The 26,288-nt window shown below is 41.8% G+C and carries 21 protein-coding genes; 13 read left to right on the forward strand and 8 right to left on the reverse strand.

Going from position 1 to position 26,288, the window contains the following annotated elements; translation table 11 throughout:
- Positions 1-145: 145 nt before the first annotated feature.
- Positions 146-1,726 (reverse strand): ATP-dependent DNA helicase, encoded by a 1,581-nt coding sequence (locus HC643_RS28860; RefSeq protein WP_038075933.1) that lies wholly within the window; start codon positions 1,724-1,726, stop codon positions 146-148.
- A 337-nt stretch (positions 1,727-2,063) separates the two neighbouring features.
- Here HC643_RS28860 and HC643_RS28865 point away from each other — a divergent pair, with 337 nt between their 5' ends.
- Positions 2,064-3,041, forward strand: coding sequence for a M48 family metallopeptidase (locus HC643_RS28865; RefSeq protein ID WP_038075935.1), 978 nt, complete (start codon positions 2,064-2,066; stop codon positions 3,039-3,041).
- Between the two features lie 117 nt (positions 3,042-3,158).
- Here the strand turns inward: HC643_RS28865 and HC643_RS28870 are convergent, their stop codons facing one another.
- Positions 3,159-3,398 (reverse strand): DUF2283 domain-containing protein, encoded by a 240-nt coding sequence (locus HC643_RS28870; protein ID WP_038075938.1) that lies wholly within the window; start codon positions 3,396-3,398, stop codon positions 3,159-3,161.
- Between the two features lie 248 nt (positions 3,399-3,646).
- Between HC643_RS28870 and lysS the strand changes: the two genes are divergently transcribed.
- The 5 genes from lysS (at position 3,647) to HC643_RS28895 (ending at position 8,943) form a co-directional block, all read left to right on the forward strand.
- The gene (gene lysS / locus HC643_RS28875; RefSeq protein WP_038075940.1) at positions 3,647-5,329 is read left to right on the forward strand and encodes a lysine--tRNA ligase; all 1,683 of its coding nucleotides are present in this window, start codon (positions 3,647-3,649) and stop codon (positions 5,327-5,329) included.
- Positions 5,330-5,347: 18 nt separating this feature from the next.
- The gene (locus HC643_RS28880) at positions 5,348-5,551 is read left to right on the forward strand and encodes a type II toxin-antitoxin system RelE/ParE family toxin (protein WP_272900272.1); all 204 of its coding nucleotides are present in this window, start codon (positions 5,348-5,350) and stop codon (positions 5,549-5,551) included.
- A 235-nt stretch (positions 5,552-5,786) separates the two neighbouring features.
- Positions 5,787-7,160 (forward strand): RNA-guided endonuclease IscB, encoded by a 1,374-nt coding sequence (gene iscB, locus HC643_RS28885; RefSeq protein WP_050046755.1) that lies wholly within the window; start codon positions 5,787-5,789, stop codon positions 7,158-7,160.
- Positions 7,161-7,684: 524 nt separating this feature from the next.
- A complete protein-coding gene (locus HC643_RS28890; RefSeq protein WP_038075949.1) occupies positions 7,685-8,380 on the forward strand; it encodes a hypothetical protein in 696 nt (231 codons plus the stop codon).
- Between the two features lie 62 nt (positions 8,381-8,442).
- Positions 8,443-8,943, forward strand: coding sequence for a hypothetical protein (locus HC643_RS28895; protein WP_038075953.1), 501 nt, complete (start codon positions 8,443-8,445; stop codon positions 8,941-8,943).
- Positions 8,944-9,246: 303 nt separating this feature from the next.
- On the opposite strand, the gene HC643_RS28900 is transcribed toward HC643_RS28895, so the two are convergent.
- Entirely contained in the window at positions 9,247-9,843 is a 597-nt protein-coding gene (locus HC643_RS28900) for a glyoxalase-like domain protein (RefSeq protein WP_038075956.1), read from the reverse strand.
- A gap of 201 nt (positions 9,844-10,044) precedes the next feature.
- Between HC643_RS28900 and HC643_RS28905 the strand changes: the two genes are divergently transcribed.
- Together HC643_RS28905 and HC643_RS28910 are read left to right on the forward strand one after the other, a co-directional pair.
- A complete protein-coding gene (locus HC643_RS28905) occupies positions 10,045-10,683 on the forward strand; it encodes an RNA polymerase sigma factor (protein WP_038076141.1) in 639 nt (212 codons plus the stop codon).
- Positions 10,684-10,772: 89 nt separating this feature from the next.
- Complete coding sequence (locus tag HC643_RS28910) at positions 10,773-11,828, forward strand: tetratricopeptide repeat protein (protein WP_038075959.1); 1,056 nt, start codon at positions 10,773-10,775, stop codon at positions 11,826-11,828.
- 56 nt (positions 11,829-11,884) lie between these two features.
- Here the strand turns inward: HC643_RS28910 and HC643_RS28915 are convergent, their stop codons facing one another.
- From HC643_RS28915 to HC643_RS28925, 3 genes are all read right to left on the reverse strand, one after another.
- A complete protein-coding gene (locus HC643_RS28915; protein ID WP_038075962.1) occupies positions 11,885-12,610 on the reverse strand; it encodes a hypothetical protein in 726 nt (241 codons plus the stop codon).
- Positions 12,611-13,242: 632 nt separating this feature from the next.
- The gene (locus HC643_RS42425) at positions 13,243-13,695 is read right to left on the reverse strand and encodes a DUF2267 domain-containing protein (protein WP_336604408.1); all 453 of its coding nucleotides are present in this window, start codon (positions 13,693-13,695) and stop codon (positions 13,243-13,245) included.
- Positions 13,696-14,385: 690 nt separating this feature from the next.
- Positions 14,386-15,843: a sensor histidine kinase gene (locus HC643_RS28925; RefSeq protein WP_038075965.1), complete on the reverse strand. Its 1,458-nt coding sequence runs from the start codon at positions 15,841-15,843 to the stop codon at positions 14,386-14,388.
- Positions 15,844-17,075: 1,232 nt separating this feature from the next.
- On the opposite strand from HC643_RS28925, the gene HC643_RS28930 reads away from it, so the two are divergent.
- The 4 genes from HC643_RS28930 (at position 17,076) to HC643_RS28945 (ending at position 23,148) form a co-directional block, all read left to right on the forward strand.
- Positions 17,076-17,651, forward strand: coding sequence for a hypothetical protein (locus tag HC643_RS28930; protein ID WP_038075972.1), 576 nt, complete (start codon positions 17,076-17,078; stop codon positions 17,649-17,651).
- Positions 17,652-17,936: 285 nt separating this feature from the next.
- Positions 17,937-18,446 (forward strand): hypothetical protein, encoded by a 510-nt coding sequence (locus HC643_RS28935; RefSeq protein WP_137986583.1) that lies wholly within the window; start codon positions 17,937-17,939, stop codon positions 18,444-18,446.
- A gap of 182 nt (positions 18,447-18,628) precedes the next feature.
- A complete protein-coding gene (locus tag HC643_RS28940; protein ID WP_038075981.1) occupies positions 18,629-19,492 on the forward strand; it encodes a fimbrial biogenesis chaperone in 864 nt (287 codons plus the stop codon).
- Between the two features lie 149 nt (positions 19,493-19,641).
- The gene (locus tag HC643_RS28945) at positions 19,642-23,148 is read left to right on the forward strand and encodes a carboxypeptidase regulatory-like domain-containing protein (protein ID WP_038075985.1); all 3,507 of its coding nucleotides are present in this window, start codon (positions 19,642-19,644) and stop codon (positions 23,146-23,148) included.
- A 55-nt stretch (positions 23,149-23,203) separates the two neighbouring features.
- On the opposite strand, the gene HC643_RS28950 is transcribed toward HC643_RS28945, so the two are convergent.
- A complete protein-coding gene (locus HC643_RS28950) occupies positions 23,204-24,187 on the reverse strand; it encodes a Uma2 family endonuclease (protein WP_038075988.1) in 984 nt (327 codons plus the stop codon).
- A gap of 136 nt (positions 24,188-24,323) precedes the next feature.
- On the opposite strand from HC643_RS28950, the gene rlmN reads away from it, so the two are divergent.
- Entirely contained in the window at positions 24,324-25,475 is a 1,152-nt protein-coding gene (gene rlmN / locus HC643_RS28955; RefSeq protein ID WP_038075991.1) for a dual-specificity RNA methyltransferase RlmN, read from the forward strand.
- A 32-nt stretch (positions 25,476-25,507) separates the two neighbouring features.
- Here the strand turns inward: rlmN and HC643_RS28960 are convergent, their stop codons facing one another.
- A complete protein-coding gene (locus HC643_RS28960; protein WP_072040831.1) occupies positions 25,508-25,711 on the reverse strand; it encodes a replication restart DNA helicase PriA in 204 nt (67 codons plus the stop codon).
- Positions 25,712-26,288: the final 577 nt, after the last annotated feature.

The raw sequence follows: 26,288 nt of genomic DNA on the forward strand, positions 1-26,288 counted from the left end.
GATTGTTAGGGATTAGTGGTTAGTAGTTAGTGGTTAATGGTCACTGGTTACTAGTGTGAACTGAATTTACAAGCATTGTACCTACTAATTCTTGTAGGGGCGCAACGGTCTTGCACCCCTACGTACCACTAACAACTAACACTCCTCAAGCCGAGTCTTCTTCTTGGGTGGGGGAGAACAGGCTGGGGTCGAGATAATTGATCCGTGCCAAAGGGCTAAGGGCTGCCAGAACTTGAGCGCCGTAACTTCTGAGAATGACACGAGTATCTAGCAGGGCAACAACACCTTTGCTTTCTCGCACGGGGGCAATAGCCCGTTGCAATTCATTCAACGCCGTTGGTAACAAGTACAGACGGAACCAATCCTGATGCGATCGCTTGTAGTATGAGACTCTTCCTGCCACTAAAGGATGTTCTAGGGATGGCAGGGGCAAAGTGGAAATAACCAGGAGTTGGGGGGCTGGCAAAACTTTTTGATGTTCGCGCCAAAATTCCCAGCCCGTCACCAAAATACCTTTCTCATCCAAACAAGTTTTTTCTACCTGCACTCGCGAACCGAACTCAGCTGCGAGAATAGCACCCACTTGAGCTTTTAGTGGTACATCTCCCACAATAACAACCGTCAAACCGGGAGCTGTAGCGCCCAGACACACTAAAGTTCGTACTTTATGAATAAATGCTGTCTGAAATTCTGGCGTGTTAGGTAAGGGGAACTGGTAAGGTACGTACAATTGAATGGCTTCTGTTTGGCTATCCGATGAAAACTTCAAACACGTCAGATCGCCCAAACCCAACCGAGTCCGGAATAAAGGCGCTTCCGTTTCTGGTTCTAAGGCAGTCCCAACGAGTACAACAGGTTGGCGTTGCCAAATGGTCTCCAGTCTCTTGCCTAATTGAATGGGGGCGCAGTGTAAAGAAAACAAACCCGGACGGCGAGCAATAGTTGCCCAAAGGAGGGGAGGGGAGGGAGGGAGAGGGGGAGAGGGGGAGAGGGGAAGAGGGAGATTTTCGTGACGTTCTTTAAATTGATGCCAGAAATTTTGCCAAGCATTTGGTGTCTTTGTTATATCCAACGCTCCAAACAACCGACTTAAAACTTCTTCTTCAGCTAAGGTTAGGAGATAACACTCGTAAGGGTTGGTTGGATGTTGAAATAGTTCGTGGGTAAGTTGTACCCGAGAAGCACGAATTGTGTCTGCTTGGCTTGGGTAAGCAAGCATGAGTTCATCCCAGTCATGTGCTTCCAAACTGACTGACATTTGTTGACGCGCCCAATCTTCTAAATCATCTACCCCATCAATAATTGTGGGAATGCCAGCAGGAAAACTATTATCTGAGATGAGTTGCCCTTTTAACCAAGCCTCGGGTGAAATTAGGAGTAGCCCTTGGAAGTCGTGACCGGGCCAAGAGTCCCCCGTTCTGATTGGCTTGTTGACTTGCAACCACTGCTGCAATCGGGGTATTTCCACCCGCAACAAGCGTTGCTGTACGGATTGGGTGGCAACAATAATTACCGCACCGGGCCACATCAAAGCCGAAGCAACAAAACTCGTGCGATATCGCCCTTGATAGCCACTCACTGCCCCCACTTGAATAAGAGCACTCCGTCCGAGACGCAAGGCGCGTGCTACCAACCGTGCCATCGTCAAATGATGAGGCCACGAAGGGAACCCCGCCTGCGATCGCAGGAAGTTATGTAGTGATAAATGAACTTCTGCCTCAATCACTGGCTTTCAATCCCCTACAAATTCATTTTTTACTTGTAATAGCCCCATAAAAATCCATTATGTTGTTAGTTGCTAATGGCTAATGGTGAGACTAGTGCGTTCCCTTGTGCGTGGCATGCTCATTGCCATAGGAGGGTTTCCGTCCGCAGGCAACTGGTGAGTCCAGCGCTGCAGGTGGGTTTCCCGCGCCGCAGGCGACTGGTGAGTCCAGCGCTGCAGGCGGGTTTCCCGCGCCCTGGCGACTGGCGAACAAGGGAGGGCGAAGACGAAGGCCTAATAGCTAATTGTTCATTACCATTAGCTATTAGCAATTAACCATTAGCCGGTACCCTAAGTTATGCCAACTTATACAGGAATCTCTAGTGAAGCCTTTAAACACCCCCTGGACCGTGAAGCCGAGGAAGCCCTACGTAGTTTACCGGGGTTTGATTTTATCGCCCGGAAATTCATGGAATTTTTTGTTGAGCGCCCTCAGTTAATTTATCTAATGGGTAACACCATCCAAGTTGGGCCTCGTCAATATTCCACTATTTACCATATGTTTCGAGAATGCGTGCGGGATTTGGATATTTATCCAGAACCTACACTGTTTGTCGAACAAAATCCAAGCGCGAATAGCTATGCGCTGGGGCAAGAGCATCCTTATATAGTCATCAATACAGGGATCTTAGACTTGCTAAGCGAAGCCGAAATCAGGGCAGTGTTAGCCCATGAACTGGGGCATATTAAATGTGGTCATACTATTTTAATTCAAATGGCGATATGGGCGATGGGTGCTGCATCTGTCATTGGAGAATTAACTTTAGGCATAGGTAACTTGTTGAGTCAAGGGTTGATTTACGCCTTTTATGAATGGCGGCGTAAAGCCGAGTTATCAGCAGACCGAGCTGCTTTGTTAGTCATGGATGACTTGAACCCAGTGATGACTTCAATGATGAAAGTTTCTGGGGGCAGTCTTAAATATGCTAACGAATGCAGCTTACAAGAGTTTATTCTTCAGTCAGAGGATTATCAAGCACTTGACGCAGACGGATTAAATCAAATTTATAAATTTTTAATTTACAATGGGGGTCAAGGTGCATTTTTAAGTCATCCCTTCGCTGTCGAACGCGTGCATTATTTGCGACAGTGGTTAGAATCGGAAGAATATCGGCAAATTAAGAGGGGAAACTATCAACGTTCTGCTGCATCGGGTGCAGTCAACGTAGAAGCACAAGCCGCCCAACAAGCAGAGGCAGATACATTGCGTCGGCAAATTGAAGAATTGCAAAGAGAAATAGACAGAATGAGAAGATCTGATTCTAGCGATCGCTAAGGTTAACTCCCAAGGATTGTTGTTGGGTGGGCATCGCTCACCCAACAGTCAAGAGAATGCGAAGCACAGCCTCGCTCTACACATTCCCCAGTAGAGGAACGAGTATGGCACAAATGATTATGCAGTTGCTGAAAAGTGGAAATCTGCTATCAGTGGCAGTTCAACAAGAGGATGCTGCGATAGTCTTTGCGAGAAAGAGAGAATTTCTAAATTCTCAATCTCACCAGTCGTAGGGTTAAGACGAGCAAGTACACCATAATCAATTTCAGCTGGTTCCTGTTCTGGGTAAGGAGGGCGCTTGCTAATGTACAAGACGTCGCCAGAACTATCGTATTCAAATCGTAATTTCCCTTGCATAGAGTGTCTCTTTGTTAATTTTTAAGATGAAGACAGCGATTGGCAAGCAACAAGAGTGCTTTTCTTTTATTTCCTGTAGTGGCCAGTGATGCAACTGTCTACTCTCACTTAACAAACAGTAACCTTTACATTCCACGGGTGCAGTTAGTCAACAACTGTTTTTTGGTTTGAAGCGAGTTGTTTCCCGTTCGTTCTTTTTAAGATGAACATAATTATAATTAAATCTTGCCCTAATTAGTTCGTTAATCATGTCGGAAGAAGATATTCGTGCCACGCGACTGGAGAAAGTAGAACAACTGAGACAGCTAGGCATGAATCCCTATGCCTATCATGGGGAATTAACTCATCATGCTGCTGAACTACAGGAGAAATTTGCCGATCTGCCTAGCGGTGAAGAAATTGACGTTGAAGTTGCTGTAGCGGGACGCATTATGGCGCGTCGTGTTTTTGGCAAACTGGCTTTCTTTACCTTGCAAGATGAAACCGGCACAATTCAGCTTTACTTGGAGAAAAAGCGCATAGAGGAAGGCATGGCAGAGGTTGCTGGTGCTTTCGATAATTTGAAGCAACTCACAGATGTCGGTGATATTCTGGGAGCGAAGGGAACAATCAAACGAACTGAAAAGGGCGAGTTATCTGTATACGTAAAAAAATACACTATTCTTACTAAATCCCTTCTCCCCTTACCTGATAAATGGCATGGGTTGACGGATGTTGCCAAACGCTACCGTCAGCGTTATGTCGATTTGATTGTTAATCCTGAAGTTCGCCAAACATTTCGCCGCCGTGCTCTGATTACATCTGGTATTCGTCGCTACTTAGAACAGCGTGATTTTATTGAAATTGAAACTCCCGTTTTGCAATCGGAAGCAGGGGGTGCAGATGCGCGTCCGTTCATCACTTACCACAACACTTTAGAGATAGAACTGTACCTGCGAATTGCTACGGAACTCCATCTCAAGCGTTTGATTGTTGGCGGTTTTGAAAAAGTCTTTGAACTGGGCCGGATTTTTCGCAATGAAGGAGTTTCTACCCGTCACAATCCTGAATTTACCACGATTGAAATTTACCAAGCGTATGCCGATTACAACGACATGATGGCATTAACGGAAGATATTGTGACTACCGTTACTAAAGAAGTGCTCGGCACGCTCGAAATTAGCTACCAAGGTACACCAGTGAATCTGACTCCACCTTGGCGGCGTGCGACTATGCATGACTTGGTGAAGGAATATACGGGATTGGATTTTAACTCGTTCGGGACTTTGGAAGAGGCAAAAGAAGCAAGCAAGAATGCTGGTCTTGAAGGTATAGAAGATTGCTCCTCAATAGGTAAGCTTTTGAATGAAGCCTTTGAGCAAAAGGTAGAGGAAAACTTAATTCAGCCGACTTTTGTTATCGATTATCCTGTGGAAATTTCGCCACTGGCAAAACCCCATCGTTCCAAGCCCGGTATTGTAGAACGTTTTGAGTTATTCATCGTCGGAAGGGAAACTGCCAATAGTTTCTCCGAGTTGACCGATCCTATCGACCAAAGACAGCGTTTGGAAGCTCAAGCAGCACGCAAAGCGGCTGGCGATCTCGAAGCGCATGGGGTTGATGAAGATTTCTTGACGGCGCTGGAATACGGTATGCCCCCTACAGGTGGTTTGGGAATTGGAATTGACCGCTTGGTGATGGTGTTAACAGACTGTGCTAGCATTCGGGATGCGATCGCATTTCCATTGCTAAAACCTTCTAGTAGCGTTATTAAGGGATTTGACTACAACTCAGCAACTCAAACACTGACAATTGAATTCAGTAGTGGTAGCGTTTATGAATATTACAAAGTGCCTCCTGAAGTCAAGGAAGCTTTAGAGAACGCTCCTTCCGATGGCAAATACTTTAACGAGTCTATTAAAGGAAAGTTTAAGCACGAACAGTTGAGTTAAGCAGGTCTAAGGTACATGATGGTCAAGCCATCATGTACCTTAGAGGACTCAATTAGTGAGGATGACTTGTATGAGTTACGCATGACGAAGAGCGAGCATAACCCTCGATTTATCTTGACAACCGCTACTCCTCAGTGTTTCGTAGTTCTCCACGCTTTTATGAAGAAATATGACGGTGCTATTCGGGAGAAGGAGAAGTTCGCAAAACGGATTAATTCGTAGTAAACCGGAGTAATTCGGTTAACTGACTTCACCATAACTCAGTACAGAACTGTTTATTCTGTATTACTCGCAAGAGTTTTAGTCCGCTTTTAAATGATGACTTAATGAGATTAGCCAGTCTCAAGCGTCGAGGGAGGAACATGGCTGCTTTGCGACAGTGCAACACCGAACCTTACCCCGTGAAGTTTAAAAGCAGTGTTGAGGCAAACTAGACCCCGCACAGGGAGTTAATCAAATGATTACCAACTCTGTATTCGTTTTAAGCAAGAACGGTAAAATATTAAAACCAACAACGCCAGCTAGAGCTAGAATTCTTCAAGCACAGGGTCAAGCTAAGAAATTGAAGTTATTTCCATTTACTCTAATTCTAGATAAGGAGGTTGATGAAAATGTAGAACCATTATTAGAATTACGAATTGACCCAGGTTCTAAGTATAGCGGGTTTTCGTTAGTAGACTTAAATAAGAATGAAGTAGTCTGGGCAATGGAATTAGAGCATCGGGGATTAGCCATTAAAATGGATTTAATCAAAAGGGCCAGTGTTCGTCGTTCTAGAAGGTCAAGAAGACTTCGTTATCGTCAAAAGAGATTTGACCGCAAAAAGCCCTATGGTTGGTTACCACCATCTTTGAAACATCGTTTGTTAACTACCCAGACTTGGATTAAACGGTTGCTTAAGGTCGCTCCCATTAAATCAATTGCAATTGAATCTGTTAAATTTGACTTGCAAAAAATAGAAGCACCAAATATTGAGGGGATTGAATATCAGCAGGGTACGCTGTTTGGATATACGCTACGCGAAGCACTTCTAGAGCATTGGGGAAGAGAGTGTGTTTATTGTGGTCTGACGGATGTCCCCTTACAAATAGAACACATCAATCCGCGAAGTAAAGGTGGTAGCGAGCGCTTTTCAAATTTCACCTTATCGTGTGAAAAATGTAATCAGAAAAAAGGTAGTAAACCAGTAGAGCAATTTCTGAAAAATCAACCAGAAATATTGAAAAAAATTAAAGCACATCAGAAAAAATCATTGTCAGACGCCGCCGCAGTTAACTCAACTCGTAAAGCAATATTTGAAATGGCACACCAATTTGAGTTACCAGTTATCTCAGGTGATGGTGCGTCTACCAAGATGATTCGGATTCAAAGTCAATTGCCAAAGGCTCACTGGCTCGATAGTGCATGCGTGGGAACTGACCAAATTGTGAAATTGCGTGTATGCCAACCACTGCTTGTTACTTGTACTGGTCATGGGACAAGACAGGTTCAAAGAGTAAATGCTAAGGGCTTTCCTGCAATTGCTAGTATCAAAAAGAATCCCATGACTGGTAAAAAAGAAGTTAAGTTAGTGAGTAAAAATCAGAAATATACTCATGCGACAGCAGGTGATTATGTGATTTGCACTTTGTCAGAAAACCGTAAACATATTAAAGCGGGAATTTATCGTGCTAGAGTTAAAACTCCAACTCCTAAAGGAGTAGAAGTGCTAATTAACGGTCATCGGATCGGAGTCAATCAAAAATACTTCAAGCTGATTCATCGCTCCGATGGTTATGAATACAGTTTTACTACGATTGACCCTGATTTACTACGTTTAAAGCCTATCTAATGGTATGATAAAGAACCTGCACGGATTAGACTGCGGGAATTGCAGCAGAGAGAAACACTATGACAAACTTGATAACAAATTTCCTCAATTCTTAAAGGCTTGGGCTACAAATATCCTACATCAAGAGGAGCTAATCCCAAAAGAAGTACTAGCATTACATATTTTTTATTATGTAGGGATTTTATTAGGTACAAGTAAAAGACGACAACAGAACTGACTCAGGTAAGCTAAAAATATTTTAATTTGCACACCTAAATTTTCAATAAAAATCTTGTGGGGCGGGCGAGACGCCCGCTTTCCCCGGTATGAACGGGCGGGGACGCCCGTTCCACTAGAAAGAGGTGCGTTACATTTCTATAAGAAAGTGCTGTATTAAATTACCTAAAAACTGCTGTCGCCATAAGACAATGTAAAAGGGTCTGTTACAATTGACAATTTGTACCCAACAAACCTGTATATTTTATATTAAGTACGAGTCATATTACGGGATATAGAATATAACATGGTTTGAGGTAGAACATCTGTTGCAAGCAAAAGAGATAAAAGATAGACTAAAAGCACTCCTGAAAGAAGCATCTTCCATCGACTCTAATTTAGCGAAAAGATTAGACGAGGTAAATCGTTGGGTTAAAGATGTAAAGCTGGGGTCGCTGACATCTAAGAAATTTGTCATGTTCTTTCTTCAACAAATTATTAGGGATGCTCAAATTTGGTTAGACATCAAAGCGCAAACCTCAGAAGAAGAACGACAACTGTATTATCAGCAAATGACTGCAACAGAAAGATATTGGTACGGTTATCTATTTCCCAAATGGCTGGAACAGAATGATTCAAAATTCTTAATTTGGAAACAAAAATTAATGTCCGGTGAGTTTAGTCAAGCAGATACCATGCTTTTGCGCTCCATAGCTACTGAAGTCGTCCGACGTGAAGGAACTTTTTGGCAGTGCTATATTGCAGATTTGTCAATGGCAACTGATATAATTGTAAGTAACAAGCAGCAAAAGCCACTTTGCAGCCAAATCACCAGTCTCTCTGATGAATTCTTGCAAGGAAAATATGATGAGTGGAAAAATACCCTACAAAATTGGGGTATGGATAGAGGTATTTTCTTAAGTTACAACCCCAATACAATAGATGGCATAAATCAGATAGTTAACGTAGTGCTGTACAACAGCGATCATTTGAGAATAAGCGTTTATTTAAAATTAAATTTATAGTTGCAGGTTTGTGACATTTACTCTTTTTTAAAAAAAGCATTATTAACTAAAATATTGTCATTATGGTGAAAGAAACATCTTCTGACGGTCACGCGAGTTTCACAACGTTTCTGAAACACTTAGAAGAAGCAAGAAAATTACAGATTGACTGGATGACATATGGTATTGACTCTGTAGACTTGTATGTTGATGATGTAGATGGAGATTGGTTGGAAAACTGGGGAGAGGGTGAAGACGAAGAAGTACAGCGCCAGAAAATTGTGGCGGCTATAACTGGATTTCTAGAAAGCAATGATTGGGTAGCCATTAGAATACGCAAGCACTTCAATAACGAATCTAAGCCTTTAGAAGAAATTGCGAATGAGCTAGAGAAATGTTTAAGTATTCTCGAATTTCATGAAAGACTTTTTGCTGTCAAGAAAGTTCTAGCTGATGGTATCACAACTACAGATAGTGAAGCTCTTACAAGTGCTAAATGTAACGATTTCGAGTTACTGGATCTGGCAGAGGAATTGCTGGAAAAATTAGCAGAAAATTTTTGTTGGGTGTATAGGTCGAATTAATGGCTAATAGCTAATGGCTAATGGCTAATGGCTAATGGCTAATAGCTAATGGTGAGACTAGCTCTCTAGGTGGGTTTACCACGCCTTGGGAAACGCTTCGCGTTTGGGATGCGATAGCTGTATAGCCTTGGGGGTGTAGCATGGCATTGCGTAGGTACCGAAGGCATACAGTTAATGGTAATAATTGATAGAGTTAGGTGGGCATATTGCCCACCGTATGAAATATTTGTTAGGCAATGCCTTTTATAGCTACGTGAACCATTAGCCATTAGCTGTCAGCCATTAGCCATTAGCCATTATCCCTCAATTTGCTACTTCAGCCATCTCGATAATTCGCCCTTCGTAATCTTTAACTAAAAAGTTGAGGGGTTTTTGGTTGCGAATTTTAAATTTCAAACCACGGGTTTCGACTCGCATTAAAATCATTTCCAAGCAGTCGCGATCGAAGCAAACATGGCGTTGCTGATTTTTAGTGCCTATACTCGCTCCCGTAATGACATGTAACTGAGTATTTTTCTTGAGCTGATACCAAAGCCCGTCACTGGCGTTGGTCATTCTACTACCAGCTAGGGAAGGGCTGCTAGACAGGTACAACGGATCGACTCCTGTTGCACCAATGGTTTGCTCGTAGTTGTAGTAATAGTGCAAGGGAACTTCTGCTGCTGGTAAATCGAGCAGCCCTTCGTACAACTGCCTTGCTATTTCTAGATCGGACACCATCACAGTATGCACTTTTGGGGCGCTGGTCAGAAACATCCACATAGCACCAGCATATGCGGCTAGTAGCATCACCATGATGCCCTGGGTAGAAAATATGCTGTCTAAGGGTAGGGAGGGCAAAAACGATCCGATGATGTGAGGAATAGACAGGGATTGTAACACGTTGGCAATTATAATCATGAATACGTTTGATCTGTATAAGGATATCCGCTTTTTAAGGTTTGTAGATGTAAGATTTTGGTTAAATTTGTATCTCTAGTGTATCAATTAAGATACATTCTAACTGTTCAGCCTTGGTGGGCTGACAGCAGGATAATATTTCGGTTAACAACAAGATTGCCACTTTTACACTAATTCTAGCAACATACTCTTATCTCAATGATACAAATACCTCATTTTACTGAAGCCAATCATCCATTGGTCAAGTCGCTCTTTCATCAAAGCGACCAAGAACTGCTGACTCAGTTTCAACAAAACCCGGATGCGGGGAGATTCTTTACAGCAGTTTTTTGTCGGTACACTCCTATAGTTTATACCTTGATTCGGCACTCCGCCCGATCGCCCGTGCAAGCGGATTATTTGTTCGCTCTCACTTGGCGACACATTTATCACGAACTTCGGGGCTTGGATTTAAACAGCGGTCTGTCTGCTAGGGAAGGTCTGACCTTACAGAACTGGCTGATTAATATGACTGCCTTGTGTATTAACGAAATTCAATTACCTCCCACCGAAGCGATTCATTATTCTCTGAAAACCACTTCTCCGCCACTTTGGTGTTATGTGGAACAAGCTTTAGATCGGTTACCTCCCATGTTGCGATTGATCGTGGTGATGGCTCAAACGTTCCACTGGAGCGAAACAAGAATTGCTGCTTACCTGCAAGCCGAAGGCGAAGCGATCGCCCCTATTGAGGTAGCAAATTTTCTCCAAGAAGGTTATCGTATGTTAGAGGAAAAATTACCAACAGATATACGCGCTATCTACTTAGGCGAAAATTTTCTTCAACCTGGAGTAGCGTAAATTTACGGTATAACGTGTTATTGGGTTGGTAAATTTTTAATTTTTGTTTAAACCGTTTACTTAAAACCGTAATAGCACGGAAAATTTTTATGAAAAGAGGGTATTTATTGCCAGGAGCAAATTATATTTTGCTGTTGGTTGTTTTGCTATATCCATTTGCTGCAAGTGCGGGCGACATTACCGAACAACTGCACCGTCCTGTCGATCGCTCAATGGTCAGAGAAACAACAGCTCGAGCAGATGAGTTGCAGCGTCAGGGAGAACAACAGTACCAGCAAGGAAGTTCGGACAAAGCAGTTCAGTCGTGGTTAAAAGCACTAGAGCTTTATCACTCAATTAGAGACCTCAAAGCACAAGGTCTGACTTACGATGCTCTTAGCAGGGGTTACGTCAAATTGGGTCTTTATAAAGAAGCAGAAGATGCCATGCGCCGACGTTTGGCCATCGCCCGCGATCTAAAAGACTTCCAGGGTCAGATTTTTGGCTTAAATAACATTGGCAGTTTACTTCTACAGAAAGGAGAAAATAAAGCTGCTTTCCAAACCTTGATAGAAGCGGTAGAAATTGCCACTAAATTAAAGAACATTGAAGGTCAAGGGCTGTCATTAAACAGTTTGGGTTTGGCAACTGCAAGATTGGGAGAGTACAACAAAGCCATTAAACTCTACGAAAAAGCTTTGACTTACCGCCGTCAGCTCAATGATGTCCTCGGTCAAGCCAATACCCTAAATAATCTCGGTGATGCTTACTCAGCAGCCAATGATTACCGAGGGACAATTGGCGCTTACGGCGAAGCACTCGGGTTAGCTAAAATAGCAAGCGATCGCACCAATCAATTACGGGCGATCGACGGTTTGGTCATTGCCCATGGTAGTGTTGGACGTTACGAACGCGCCCTAGACTTACTAGAAAAGAGATTGACACTAGCAAAAGAATTAAACAGTCGGCGAGAAGAATTAAGATCCTTTGAGGTATACGCTCAGTTATACGAGCAAATGGGAGACCTTCCAACTGCTCGCAATTTTTATGAAAGAGCAGTTATTTTAGCAAGAAACCTTGATGAAAACAAATTAGAAGTGCAACTGCTAGATAAAATGAGACAGATTCAAGGTAAAGTCGCCGCTAGATCGAAAAAGAAAAGATAATGGCTAATGGCTAATAGCTAATTGCACTATTAGCCATTAGCCATTAGCCATTAGCATTAATTCAAGTAAACTTGTCCGCTTTGTTGAATTCTGATAACACCCTGTTCGTTACCGGGATTTGCTTGTTCATCTAAAGAAAACTCAATCATTCCAGATTTAGTAGAGACTGGAATCACTCGGACAAAACCGTTATCTTGACGAACGGTAGTAATAGTTACGGGTACTGGCAAGTTTTGCAGAACAACTTCTTGTCCTCCAGCAAGAACGCGCCGTTCTGTGTGTCCAATGACTTCATAGTTAATAGCAGCGTTTGTGTCGTTCTTGATTTTGACAGAAACTTGTCCGTTTGTAGGTGTGACTGAAGCGATAGGAGATTGTTGCTGGTTGGGTGATGGCGGTGCAATAACAGAAACTTGTCCCTGTTGTCTACCAGAATAATTTTGATTTGCGTTATCAGGAGCCTCACCGCCAACGCCCAACCTTACTTGTTCTTCAGTTGGGTTAGCTGGGACAGCGCCTGTGGGAATACCACCTTGAGACGACTGTTGTCGAGTTAAAGCATTGGGTGGACATCCCTGAGGAACCAAAACTCTATTATTGTGAGGTTCTTCATAGAAAATTCTGGGACATGGGTTAACTTTGGAATCTAATCTTGGTTGAGGTTGCTGGAGTTGCTGAGCTACCGCGCCTTGGGGAATAGAGGACAAACCAAAGAGCAATCCTCCGCAAATAGCACCAAAAAAAACAACCGATTTGTTAAATACTTGATATGGCTTATTCATGCTTACCTCCCAATAAATATTGACTAAAATTGCACGAAAATTTTTATAAAAATTGCCTTAAATAATAAGACAACATGGTTTATTCAACGTAATGAATTTTATGTCTACAGAGATGGTAAAAAGCCTCCCTACAGCAGCATTTTAATAAAGACCATTGACTCACCCTGTCTTCACCTTGGCACTTCAACCTTATCAGAACCTTATTATGTGATGAGATAGCATATATATTGCCTCTTTACATAAGGTCTTGAATATTTCTAAATTCGATACAACCATAATAACAATTTCTAATTATTTAGAACTCTTACTATAGTCATGAAAAGAATTATTAGCTTAAATAGTCTTTATATCAAAAGTTAGAATATTTTCAATACAAACTGACACATGAGGCAGAGCCTCAAATAAAACATTCCCAGGTAGAACCTGGGAACGAGGGATAGAAAAGAATATATTCCCAGGTAAACCTAGAAACGAGGAAAGCAGACACATGAGGCAGAGCCTCGAAGAAAGCATTCCCAGGTAGAACCTGGGAACGAGGGATAGAAAAGAATATATTCCCAGGTAAACCTAAAAACGAAGGAACCGCACCATTAGCCATCAGCCATCAGCCATCAGCCATTAGCCATTACCCATTAAGCCTTTTCCCAAAGCTCGCGAACATGCTCGGGTAACCAACTGGCAATTTCCTGAATTCTTTCTTGTGATAATTCGTCTTTTGTGGCAGAAAAGACAGCTTTGACAACTAGTTCGCGGTCTACATTAGCTTGTAATCCCCCTTCATTTGCCACTCTGAATAAAAAGCGATCGGAGTCAATTTTGAAAATGCCAGGACCTTGCCAAGGTGGACGAACCCGACTGAGGAACCCTACAAGGGGATTGGTATCTTTCCACAGATCTGCAATTTCCATTTGCAGAGATTTATCTTCAGTGATTTCAGCTGGTTTGTGTAGTTCTTCTGCAACTCGGTCAGCAGCTTCTGTTGTCATCAAGTCACGCATGACTCGATAAACAACTTCTGTTACGTCTCTAGCATCAAAGATATCTTCAAGGTTGCCTCTAAGCCTAACCTTTTCCAAAAAAGGCATATCTTTAGTGGCAATAGGAACTGCTGGTCCTTCTCTTAATGCTTTAGGAGGATTTGCCTCCATTTTTTCCAGCATTTTCTGACCTTTCTGTGTCAGTTCTGCCTTTTTAAAGGTGATTAAATGTGGCAGAGGACCATCTGCTGCGCCAAAAGTATTGGCAATTCTGAAATCAACTTCTTTGGGGTTGGCAACCTCGGGAACGTCTTCCTGGTTACCGTAAGCATTGCCTGTAAATTCAGCATTGATATACTGCATTTGATTCAGGTAATCCAAATGACCTAAAAGATCTGTTGGGGTCATTTGTCTTCCTGCCAAGTCCGTTTCAGTGAATTCAACTTTGTGCATTCCCTGCCCGGTTTCTTGTATTTTTTTTAGTATAATATAAGCAACATCTTCTCTAATGGGTATTGTCATCTAACCCTCCTTCATGCATTGTCTTTAATGCATTGAATTTGAAGTCATTTTGCCAAAAGTAAACTAGCAGCTTGCAAAACTACTTGGAAAATAGAGAGAATCTAAAAGTAGTTGTACGAAACTGCTAGATGTTAAATTTATGGCTCACTTCATCAAGCATTGCCATTAAATTAGTAGGTAATACGAGCACTTTACATCTGTCACAGGAAACACCTGTTTCTCTGTCATAGGTAACATTGTATGCTAGTTGGTAGTTAGTAGAAAAACAACTAACCACTAACTTTCAAGAGTTATGGGGAAAGTAACTGCGATCGTGGTACCTACACCTTGTGTGCTGTCCACTTGAATGTAACCTTGATGGTTTTGGACAATTGCTTGAGCAATAGCTAGCCCCAAACCAGAACCTGTTGAACTTTGCGATCGCGTGTTTCCTGTTTTGTGGGTACGCGCCGGATCGACTCGATAAAATCGGTCAAACAAGCGGGGTATTGCTTCTGAAGGAATTCCAACTCCTGTATCGCTTACTTTAATTTGCAGATAGCCATTACTGTGACGCAGCCCAGAAACACGATTTGTTGCTTCTATACGTGCTAGGGTAACATTCACTTGTCCGCTAGGTAGAGTATACTGCAAGGCGTTACCAATTAAATTTGTAAATAACCGTATTAATTGATCCCAATTTCCAACCATGACGAACCAATTATCTATTAATTCATGATTTGTTTGTGAAGCGGGTGGATCGATTAATTCTAAAGTTAAAGTGATATTTTTTTCTGTAGCTAACAGTTGTTGTTCCTCAACGACTTCCATCAACAAAGCATCAAGAGGACAAGAGGTAAAAATTTCTTTACTGATACCGCTATCTTGCCTTGCTAAGAACAGTAAGTCATTCACTAACTTACCCAGACGTTGTGTGAGTCGTTCTACAACCTTTAATTGTTGTTTGTAGTAAAGGGGAGTTACACCTTCTGTTTCTGCTAACTCTAAATCGGCAAGAGCAACTTGCACGTTAGTTTGAATTAAGGTAATTGGGCTTCTAAGTTCGTGAGAAGCATCAGCCGTAAACTGTTTGAGACGTTGATAGGACTCACGCACTGGTTCCATAGCTTTACCTGAAAGAAACCAACCACTGGCTGCAACAGAAATAACCATTAATCCAGTCCCCAGTGCTAGGTCAAAAATCAACTGGCGGCTGGGTTTGGTGACTTCAAACCAGGGGTGACTCACTCGCAAATATCCCAAAACTTGCCGACCTATTTGTACTCGCTCTGTGACTTGTCGCAGGAGAAGGGGTGGGGAAGTGGAAGAGGGGGAGGGGGGAGACAAGGGAGAAATGGCTACCTTGTTCTCCTTGTCTTCATTTCTAATAACTTTGACAGTTTCACCTGTCATATTTGGATGTAGCGGAATATTTAGGGGTTGCGATAAAGTAGACCACAGCAGTTCGCCTGTAGGACTAAACCACTCTAGGTCAATGCGATCGTCTTCTACTGTGTCAGCGTTGTTCCGAAAACTGGCTTCTATATTAACGCGAAATTGACCTGAGTCTGAGTTGACTGGTTCAATGACAAGCGATCGCTCTACAACTTCCACCACATGATTTAGGGTATCGTCCATCCGTTCAATTAAGGTATTGCGGACATACAAATACACTCCACTTGCAAACAGCAGCAGAAGTACAGCTGTGATGGCGGTATACCAAAGGGCAAGACGGCGACGGGTAATTTGAAACATGAGGTAGGAGGATTGTTAGTGGTTAGTAGTTAGTGATTAGTAGTTAATGGATAGTGGCTAGCAATTAAGTATGTTGGTAAAAATCAACTCTACTCTATGAATAAATATGAAGTTCTTGTTTTGTACTACTAACCACTAACCAGTAAGGACGATTATCCAGATCTGTTAATTTGACCGAGCTATTTAATTACCAATTACTTAGCATTAATAGATCTCCTCAATATGCTGACTCAAGAGAAATTCAGTCATTGCATCCGCAAAAACAGGCTTGCGTGGAATTACTTGACTGATAAATATCTTCTTTCCCACGCCCTCTAAAACATTAAATTGAAGGGGTTTGGCAGACTTTTGAAAGAATCCTAATGTTCCCCAGTTTTTCTAGTAAAACTTCATTATATATTACTTAAGTGCCATTACTGATTTATTTGAGCACTGCACCCCGCAGAATTCCATATTATTACTGAAGTTATATTTGAGTTGAAAGGGTTAAAGTCTTTTTGTAAAGCTGATACGAGGGCATTCCAGCACTAAGCTGAAAAATTGATAAATTAATTTTTCAATTATGATATGTTCTTGTCAAATCTGGGTAATCTAAACAACAGAAACTTACTAAAAACACAAAGTTTCTAATTCAATTCCAGAACGTATCATATAACAATAACTTAACTTTGCAAAACTACAAAGTTAGGAATAAGAAAAGATGTTTCTTAAAGGTGCATTTTCTTAGAAGTGAGTCAACCAATATGGCAAAGTTTGTAAAATCCTTTCATACAAAAAACAGTAATTTGAATGAATTACACAAACAATACAATATTGCTTTTAGTTGTCTTTCTAGCATCTTTCAAGATACATCAAAAAGTATTTTATATTGTTTCGTTCACAGCGATTTCCTGTATTGTACCGCTTCAAAAAGTAAAAATATTAGGGATTTTTGGAACAACAACGATACAGCCCCTGCGAAAAATAAGATGGGCATTGCTAACCTTAGCAAGTTGTTCTTAAACGCGTGTACGAAACGAATTGACAGAATTTTATTTCTTACATTGGGAGGTGAAGTGTAGAGCTTTTATAAAAAATTTTTGAATTTCATTTTTAAATCTACTCTCGGGCTTACCAGGAAAATTCTATCAAACAGTCATTATTAAAATCCAATTTATTTGGATGCGTAAGGAAACGAGAGTCCATCAAATTTCCACAATTGACAAAACTTACAGCGAGGAGCAAATTCGATCGTGAAAAACAAAATTGTTGCTATTTTAGCTGCTGCTACCGCTTTAGGTAGCTCTCTGTTTGCAGCACCTGCTCAAGCCGTTCAGCAAGATGTAAATGTTGAAATCACTGTATCCCCAGTCCTATTCTTGCGTACTTTCGAGACTGTTAGCTTGCAGATTACCAACCAGGATTTGGGTTCACTAGACAAGGATGTCGATACTATAAACAGAATTACAGATGGTACAACATCAATTGACAGAACAACACCTGTAGGTATTGGTGAAATAGCAGCTGGAACTATTAAGAAGCCAGTGAAGGAGTTATTTGCCGTTTGGTCTAACAGTTCTAACGGTGTTGATGTTACTGTTACACCTGTTACAGGTTCAACGACACTCACAAATACAATTGCTTCACCAAATGGTAGATTTGCAACAGCAACTTTGTCAGATGCTAAAGCTGTGATTACAGATACAACAAAACCTACGACAGCAAAACCTTTAGTCGGAGGTGCTGAACTGTCATTCGATTTGACCTCTACTGCAGCAGGCAAATATGTAGGAGCTAAAATCCGCGTCGAAGCGTTACCTAAATTCTAATTACCGTCGTTATAGAGACGGCAAATTCTGGTGCAGGTGTTATGCCTGCTTCCAGAATCAAGTAGGCACGAATTGATACTAAAAAAAGAAATTAGCTAACGCAAACTAACCTACAGCCAGAAATTGAGGGATTGGATTTTTAAGTAACTGGATAATCAGTAACATATTTTCAATCCCTATCTAAAATCCAAAATCAATATCAGCCACAGTCAACTTTTTGCAAATACAATTTGCACAAGGGTCAGTTTTAAGAAAACGAGCTGGCAACGCAATATGAGAAAATGCTTGAGTATAATTTTGGCGCTGTTTGCCATACCACAACTTCAAGCCTTGGCACAACAGACGCCTCAACCAAAAGATCCAATCGAATTCAACAATATTTCACCTCAAACAGTAGTATTTTCTCTCTTAAAGTCTGCCGAATTTTTCCCCAATGGAAAAGCAAGCGCAACGGTAAATAATCAAACAGAGTTACTAAATCCTCCCAACTTTAGTGAGAGCATTCCCCGCCAATTTCTATGGAAGATGCGGGTGCGTCTAGACGAATTGCAGTTGCCTCTCAAAGCAACTTATAAACTGATACTTCAGCAGGGGCAACAGAATAATCCTTTTAATAACGTGCAATTTCTAGATAATTCGGTTGAAATAATCTCTACCGATTCAAAAACCAATACAGCGATTGTGCAGGGAAGAGTGACCCTGCAATTCCTTAATCTTAACAATATTGGAATTGCAGATACCTATTCTGGACAGCTATCTGTATGCCTGCAAGATAGAAACAGTAGCTGTATGTAGGGATATGGGACTAGTACATGAAGGCAAAAGTATGCCCATCAGAGGGCAGAGCAGGCGCAAAAGGTTTTCTTATAAACTTTTTAGCTGTTACTAATGGTTGCCTTATTTACGCCGCGCTGGACTACTAAGTTTGAAGTAAATTAAGTTTTTTATATTTACTGTGTGAGAAAGTGAAAAGAGCGATGTTTAAAACACCTAGATGTATAGCGCTAAGTTTAATTGGGGCATTAGCCTTAGGGATACCAATTGCTACTGCGATGGAAGTAGGCGTGAGCCCACCCCGGTTTGAAATAGAATTTAATAACAAAACACGTACTCAATCACTTAATGTGACAAACTTGTCTTCCAAGCCAGTGGAAATGAAAGCTTACGTTCGGACTTGGACGACTACAGAAGATAATAAATTTCAAGAAGCTCAATCTACAGAGCAATCTCTGGATCGGTGGATTGTTTTTACTCCCTCTAGATTTACAATCCCTCCCCGTAGTTCTCAGACTATACGCTTTGAAATTCGTCCTAAAGTCAAGCCTAGTCCTGGCGAACACCGTGCTGTGCTTTATTTAGAAGAAGTTCCGCCAGGAGGTGAAGACTCGCAGGCTGTAGTTGCCATTGGTCGTTTAGGTGTTGTGATCTACGGCTATTCGGGAGAAATCAAAAGAGTTGGTGCGTTAAACTCTGTGAGAGTGGACACTAAACCGAATGGCGCAACAGCAGTATTTGATATTTCCAGTACGGGAAATGCTCATGTGCGCGTAAAAGGTCAATATGCCATTTGGTCTGCAGCAAAATACCCTGGGGCTGCAGCAACAAAAGCCTTGCCTGATGTAGAAAATCCCCAAGCAAAACTTCCAGAGAATGTTTTAAATGCCGGATTATTGGATTTTTCTGCTGTGTTGCCTGGGACTCGCCGTCAGCTTCTATTACCTATAAGCAAAAAATTACCTCCAGGTAAATATGTTTTAGATATTAACGGTGATTTGAGTGGAACCCGCATCGATCAAGGTATTCCCTTTACGATTCCGGCTTCATCTGCTACTCAAAAATAACTTTTACTCTTGCAAATATCTCTCATTATCAGGGTGCTTTTACTGCAATCCTGAGTCAATTTGCTACCAAAAAATTCTATAGCTCCTGAGCTTTTATTTACTACAGTTCATTTCCTATATATGCGCTGGATATTGGAACCTTTGTGCTTATGCTGTACCTAGCTCTACCATCTGTACCCCCACCAATAGTTATTACCTTACCACCTCAAGACGTGAGGAGCGAACAATCTACAGAAAAAACTCCGGCTGTGAAGAAGCCAACAAAACCTTCAATTGAAAACAGTGGTCTTACGAGCGTAACAACAGCACAATCGTTGGTTTGTATATCACAGCAGCCTCAAGCATCAGATCGACTCGGCGACAGACTTAGGCAAGTGTTGACTAAGTCTGAAGGAAAAACTGTAAATTGTATCTCTCAAAAGAAATCTGACATTTTTATTTCGCAGGCACACCTTCGGAAACAAAAGCCTGCAATAGGTTTTTCACCAGTTACTTCAGCATCAACTTCAGTTCAAAACAGTTCACCGACAGCTAACAATTTAGCACTTGAAGAAGGAACAACTGCCTCTGCGCCTTTGACTACAACCGATAAAATCAATCCTGTCGATGCTAATTCTGATGGACAACTTAATAACCAGAAGTTTACTAGCGCTTTGGATCGGTTTTCCCAAAAAAATGCGATGGGTCAAATTTTGGCAGCCGTACAAGAACTTATTAATATTTCTTTAACTGGCTCTCTGAAAAATCCTATTAGTGATGCTGTCGAAGCCCACAATCAAAATTCTCAGCAAATCGCTAATTCAACGCTAGAGCAAACATCGATTCCTATAGATTCTGTTGGCGATCGCGAGACAGTAGCCACTGCACCCCTGAGCATAACAGACAAGCTAAAGCCTGCTAATAATCCTGCTGAGAAACTCAATCACCAGAAACTGATTGGCGCATTAGATAGATTTACCCGAAAAAATGCAGTTGGTCAAATTTTGGCAGCCGTACAAGGTTTGATAAATTTTTCTCTCACTGGCTCCCTCAAAAATCCTACTAGCGATATTGTTCAAGCCGACAGTCAAAATTCTCAGCAACTCGCCACATCAACACAGCCAATATCTACTATTGATAGTCCTACTCAAGGAAAAGATTCTATTAACGGTGGTATTGAGTTAGCAAGAGTAGCAGGAGAACCTTTTTTAGTAGGGGTAGTTATTAACGGTCGTGAAGTTGGTACTTTAGATATTATTTCTGAAGGAAGAACTCTTCTCATTCCTCTAGAAAAATTTGCTGATATTGCTGGATTTAGCGTTGAAATATCTGACAGCGTTGTGCAATTAAGTACTCCTTTAGGGTCTGTCAAGTTACAACCTGATTCTCTTAAGCAAATCAACGGTGTTAGTTATATTACTAATGCCAAGCTGCAAGAAGAATTAAAAATAAAGATAGAGTTAAATACTGCAGATGTAACTTTATTGACTGAATTACCCTGGCAAGGAAATCTCAGACAGCGCAGCGCTTCAGCAAATGACCTCAAACCAGACTTTTTACCTCCTAGCAACTTAATTTCAAATTTCCAACAAGAGTTAAATTTTTCTAACAGTAATGGAGATTCGGAATTCCGAACTTCTACCACTTTAGGGGGTAGACTTTTAGGTTTTGCTTATCGCTTTCGGATGGAGAATAATTTTGAAGATACTCCCGATATTAGTGAATATTATATATACAAACGTAGCGGACAATTTCGCTATCAATTAGGTCGCCAGCAACTCGGTTTAAATAACCTATTTAGTGGATTAGACCTGACAGGATTTCAAGTAGGTTATACCAATTTACCTCCTGAAACGTTTGGTTCAAATTCCAGTGCCAATGAGATCTTACCTAGAAGTTCTAACCCCAGACAAACATTCCGGGGCCAAGCTCCCCCAGTAAGCTTTGTACAACTGAGAGTTGGAGGAATTGTAGTTGCACAACAGCAAGTTGGATTTAATGGCAGATACGAATTTATTGATGTCAATTTGCCTGTAGCTCAAAGCAGTGAAGTTGAGGTTGTCATTTTCGATCGCAATAATTTGCGCGTACCTATTGAAATTCGCTCAGCCAGAATTAATACGTCTGATTTGTTATTACCCGCAGGCGGTAATGTACAGCTAGCTGGGGTAGGACTAAGTGGAAATTTAGCCCAAAATCTACTTAGTAATTCCGATTCCTCTAACGATAATCAACTGGTTGGATTTTACCAAGTGAGACAAGGGCTTTCAAATAATTTAACTTTAGAAGGTTCATTTCAAGCTGCACCTGATACACTTCAAACCCAAGCAGGTTTGATTTGGCGTTTAGCTAATCCAGTTATTTTATCTGGAAGCGTTGGTAGTTCTTATGGTAAGCTCGGCTACTCAGCAGATTTAGATGTACAGCTAAACCGATTGGATATCAGAGCCAATTCTCGGTCTCTTCCGGAAGGATATACGGGAAAAAATAATACAGAGCGATATAACCATAGTCTGGAATTGAACTATCGCGTTGGTAATTTTTTAAATGTGGGATTTGTTGCCCGCAGCCAAAAAGATGATAGTAACGATGCTACTAATTACATTTTGCCTACTTTTTATGCACGACCTTTCTCTAACGTATCTTTAAACGGCAGACCTGATATTGATGGGCGATATTTGTTTAATGCTTTCTATCAACCAAATAGTGCAACAAGAGTGTCTTTTAGCACTTATGGCGATGCATACATTTCTGATTTGAGCTATAACCTCAGCCGTAATTATCGGATGTCTTTCGGGACAGAATTTGGGGATAGCTTGGCTCCTCGCTATTCTGTTAGTATCGGTCATCAACCTAATAGTCTTAGCAAACTCAGTTGGAATCTAGGTCTAGCCTATAGCGATGGACAAGTAGGACCGATTGCTGGTGCTAGTATGCACGTACTTCCAGGTCTCTTAGCTAGAGTTGATTATCAAGGTATTCCCTCTAGAAGTAAAGGTTACGGGGGATTGGGCGACGATCGCCTGACGGTGTCCCTAGTATCAGATTTATCTTTTTTAAGTGGAAGAATTGCCCCTGCTGAATCTTTTGGTATCAGTAAGGAAAGGGGAGGAATTGCTGGGCGACTTGTCATAGAAGGAAAAACTAAAGACTTTGACTTAGGCGGATCGATTGTTCGAGTCTACGATAACCAGAACCAAGAAGCTGGTGTGGCAAAAACTGATTCCAAAGGTAACTTCTTTGTGGGCAATCTGCGGGAGGGTACCTACGTTGTTCAACTAGAACCTGAGGAATTACCTGTAGAACTTTCGATTATGAAGTCTTCTGCTGTAGCGGAGGTAGCAACCTCTGCAGTCACGAGTGTAGATTTTCCCGTTAGACCCGAATTTGGTATCGCTGGTCGCATCACCAATATTTCAGGTCAGCCCTTAGGAAAAGTAAGATTGGAACTGATCAACGGTGCAGGCGCACGTGTCATCACTGGTGTGACGGATGAATTTGGTCTTTATCGTCTTGATGGAGTTCCTGTTGGTGTGTATACATTGCGAGTTTCTCCCCAAGATTCACTCAATCCTAATGATTCTCTACCCAAACTGGAAATACAAATTCGCAACCAGTTCGTCTACGATCGGAATTTGCAGTTACCAATTTCTGCTGCAGCTAAGAAAAAGCAATAGAAAGACTTGAAATATAGCGGTTTTCAGTTGACCGCTTAAAGTATCGGGTTCGCGGTTAAAGCAACGTTTGCACCTCGGTTTCGGATAATCCAGTCACTTGGCTGACTTGTGCAATTGACATCCCTGAGGAGAGTAAATTGCTCGCTATCTGTAACACTTGCTTTCGTCCTTGCTCAGCCCTTTTTTGTTCTTGTTCAAGTTGCTTTTGCACTAGCTCTTTCTCTACTCGTTCTTGTTCAAGTTGCTTTTGCGCTAGCTCTTTCTCTACTCGTTCTTGTTCCGCATCAGTTGGTATCCAATTTCCTTGAGCATCATACCACCGCAGCCAAATGCGCGGAATTCCAAAGCACTCTCCAAACCACAACCCCAACCCTATTTCCAACTCCGGAATCCAGATGCGGGGATTTTCCACATCTAGGGGTTGTTCTTGGTAATGCGCTCCCTCTAGTTGAAAGAACCGCACACGATTTGTGTAGCGACTAAAAATTATGTAGTATGGCACTCGCAACTGTTGCTCGTACACAAACCATTTGGTTGGCGGCGTATTTTTCGTTACCTCAGTCTGATTTTCTTCTGGGGATGGCAATTCTGCACTTGCCTGTGGTTGAGGTGATTCTAGCGCCTCTGCTTCTTCTTCAGCATAGGGACCCAGGTCTTCTTTTTCCGTACCCGGCGACAGGAGTTCAACAACAATAAAGGGGTTTTTGCCCTCAATCCATGTTACATAGCTACGTCTCAAATCCCCTCCTGGGTATAACCGTGGTACTCCCACAGCTAAAAACCAATCCGGGCGTTTGTGCCATAGGGGATGCTTCACATCATAGTATAAATTTAAATCCGTACCTGTAAAGAACTCATCCCGATTATGGTTCAACAAACGGACAGTTAAACTCAGTAGCTGGGGTTGAAGGTCATGAAATTCATCTGGCAAGCCTGGTTCCTGTGGATCTTCACTAGGAAGATCGTACATCGTTGGGAGAACTTGCGCTGGTGGCAGGGGTGGATCTGATTGCGTGATGGGAAAGGAAAAGCGGGTCATAGGCTGGATACAGCAGTGTTGGAACTTGCCCTGCTTCCATATTAACGAAGGATGTGAGGTAAACCGCCATAACAAATCCACTCAACAGTCACAGCGATCGCCTAGTATAGAGATTCAAGACACATTTGTAATTATCATGTCTGCTAAGTCGTCTGGTGTAGTTCCTTCCTCCACAATCTCTATTGAGCAACAACCCTCCATCCCCGTTCCACCACTTCTTGGAGCAAATTTGGAGGAGTTGACTGCTTGGGTACAACAGCAGGGACAACCAACTTATCGGGGAAAGCAACTGTACGATTGGATCTATAACAAGGGAGCGCGATCGCTCAATGATATTTCTGTCTTTCCCAAGCAATGGCGTGCAGAAGTAGCTGAAACCCCTATCGGACGCTCAACAATACACTACCGTTCTGTTGCTCCTGACGGTACAGTCAAATATCTTTTAAAACTGACAGATGGTCAAATTATAGAATGTGTTGGTATCCCCACTTTGCGGCGAGGGGGAGATGGGGAGATGGGGAGATGGGGAGATAAGAGCCAAAATCCCAAACCCCTAGAACGCTTGACCGTATGTGTTTCCAGCCAAGTCGGTTGCCCAATGGCGTGTGATTTCTGCGCTACTGGTAAAGGTGGATATAAGCGCAATTTAGCACGTCATGAAATCGTAGACCAGGTGCTGACAGTTCAGGAAGATTTCCAGCAACGAGTGAGCCATGTGGTATTCATGGGTATGGGTGAACCTTTACTCAATACCGATAATGTTATCGGAGCCGTCAAATCCTTAAACCAGGATGTGGGTATCGGACAGCGGAACCTCACTGTCTCAACAGTTGGCATTCGCTCGCGCATTCATCAATTTGCCCAACACCAATTGCAAGTAACGCTTGCAGTGAGTCTTCACGCTTCCAACCAAGCACTCAGGGAACAACTGATTCCTAGCGCTCATTCTTATTCTATAGATGATTTGCTGGCAGAATGTCGGGAATACGTAAAAATTACCGGACGGCGCGTCACCTTTGAATACATTCTCCTGGCTGGAGTCAATGATTTGCCAGAACACGCAATGGAACTAGCACAACACCTGCGCGGATTCCAAAGCCATGTCAACTTAATTCCTTACAATCCCATTCAAGAAGCCGATTACAAACGCCCCAGTGAAAAGCGAATTCAAGCTTTTGTCAACGTCCTTAAGCAGCAACGAATCGCCGTAAGTGTTCGTTACTCCCGTGGTCTCGAAGCCGATGCTGCGTGCGGACAGTTGCGAAGAACAGTAAACAGCGATCGCTAACAACTAACAACTCACCACCAACAACTCACCAATTAACTTCTAGCAAGAATGCCAGGAGCATAAGCCTCAATGACTTTGCCAGTAAGCGTGCAACTTACTAACAGATAGTCACAAATTGGGCATTGGGTTCGAGTTTGTTGGCTGTGATAGATATAGTGTCTTTCTCCTTCACTACCACAATTTGGGCAGCGAATTTTTTGTACCGTTTTTTGTAGCGTTCTTTCTATCAGTTGCATCTTAATAACCCCTGATTATCATAAATTTTGATAAAAAATGCCCACTAAATCTGAGAAATCGAAGAGATTTACAGAAATTCAAAAAGCGAAGTAATTCATTGTTAAATTTAACACAAAAATGAGTAATTACTCTCTTTCATATTTATTTATTATCCTTATCTTTAATTTAACTGCTATCCAACTTAAGATATATAAATTAAATCTGTAAAGAAAAGTATTTCATAGAAAGCAGCGATCCCAATGGCTTATACTTTGAGATTCATGTATTTGCAGTCAGTTCTATTTGCATTTGTTAATATAAGCTCGTCGTTACAAAAGCTAGCTGGAGTAGGAAATAGGGGGAAGAAGTTTTCATTCCATCATTATGGACGATCGCCCGTGGGTATATGTCTGCTAAAGCCTCAAGAAGTTGGATGACAAGGTACAGCAGCCCTGTCAGGAGGAAAAATCTTAGTTTCAAGGGGTTCACACAAACAAACTTGCCATTCAAAACAAAATTGAACAGACACTCAGCTTGTTGACATATTTAAAAAGTATGAGTTAATAACGTACTCTATCTTTAGTTTTACTAACTAAA

The organism is Tolypothrix bouteillei VB521301 (assembly GCF_000760695.4).
GTDB classification, from domain to species: Bacteria; Cyanobacteriota; Cyanobacteriia; order Cyanobacteriales; family Nostocaceae; genus Scytonema; species Scytonema bouteillei_A.

Excerpts from the sequence above, each read along its gene's own strand:
- HC643_RS28865 (WP_038075935.1), top strand. The coding sequence starts at position 2,064 with ATGCCAACTTATACAGGAATCTCTAGTGAAGCCTTTAAACACCCCCTG.
- HC643_RS28870 (WP_038075938.1), bottom strand. The coding sequence starts at position 3,398 with ATGCAAGGGAAATTACGATTTGAATACGATAGTTCTGGCGACGTCTTG.
- lysS (WP_038075940.1), top strand. The coding sequence starts at position 3,647 with ATGTCGGAAGAAGATATTCGTGCCACGCGACTGGAGAAAGTAGAACAA.
- HC643_RS28880 (WP_272900272.1), top strand. The coding sequence starts at position 5,348 with ATGGTCAAGCCATCATGTACCTTAGAGGACTCAATTAGTGAGGATGAC.
- iscB (WP_050046755.1), top strand. The coding sequence starts at position 5,787 with ATGATTACCAACTCTGTATTCGTTTTAAGCAAGAACGGTAAAATATTA.
- HC643_RS28895 (WP_038075953.1), top strand. The coding sequence starts at position 8,443 with ATGGTGAAAGAAACATCTTCTGACGGTCACGCGAGTTTCACAACGTTT.
- HC643_RS28900 (WP_038075956.1), bottom strand. The coding sequence starts at position 9,843 with ATGATTATAATTGCCAACGTGTTACAATCCCTGTCTATTCCTCACATC.
- HC643_RS28910 (WP_038075959.1), top strand. The coding sequence starts at position 10,773 with ATGAAAAGAGGGTATTTATTGCCAGGAGCAAATTATATTTTGCTGTTG.
- HC643_RS28915 (WP_038075962.1), bottom strand. The coding sequence starts at position 12,610 with ATGAATAAGCCATATCAAGTATTTAACAAATCGGTTGTTTTTTTTGGT.
- HC643_RS42425 (WP_336604408.1), bottom strand. The coding sequence starts at position 13,695 with ATGCCTTTTTTGGAAAAGGTTAGGCTTAGAGGCAACCTTGAAGATATC.
- HC643_RS28925 (WP_038075965.1), bottom strand. The coding sequence starts at position 15,843 with ATGTTTCAAATTACCCGTCGCCGTCTTGCCCTTTGGTATACCGCCATC.
- HC643_RS28940 (WP_038075981.1), top strand. The coding sequence starts at position 18,629 with ATGTTTAAAACACCTAGATGTATAGCGCTAAGTTTAATTGGGGCATTA.
- HC643_RS28945 (WP_038075985.1), top strand. The coding sequence starts at position 19,642 with ATGCTGTACCTAGCTCTACCATCTGTACCCCCACCAATAGTTATTACC.
- HC643_RS28950 (WP_038075988.1), bottom strand. The coding sequence starts at position 24,187 with ATGACCCGCTTTTCCTTTCCCATCACGCAATCAGATCCACCCCTGCCA.
- rlmN (WP_038075991.1), top strand. The coding sequence starts at position 24,324 with ATGTCTGCTAAGTCGTCTGGTGTAGTTCCTTCCTCCACAATCTCTATT.
- HC643_RS28960 (WP_072040831.1), bottom strand. The coding sequence starts at position 25,711 with ATGCAACTGATAGAAAGAACGCTACAAAAAACGGTACAAAAAATTCGC.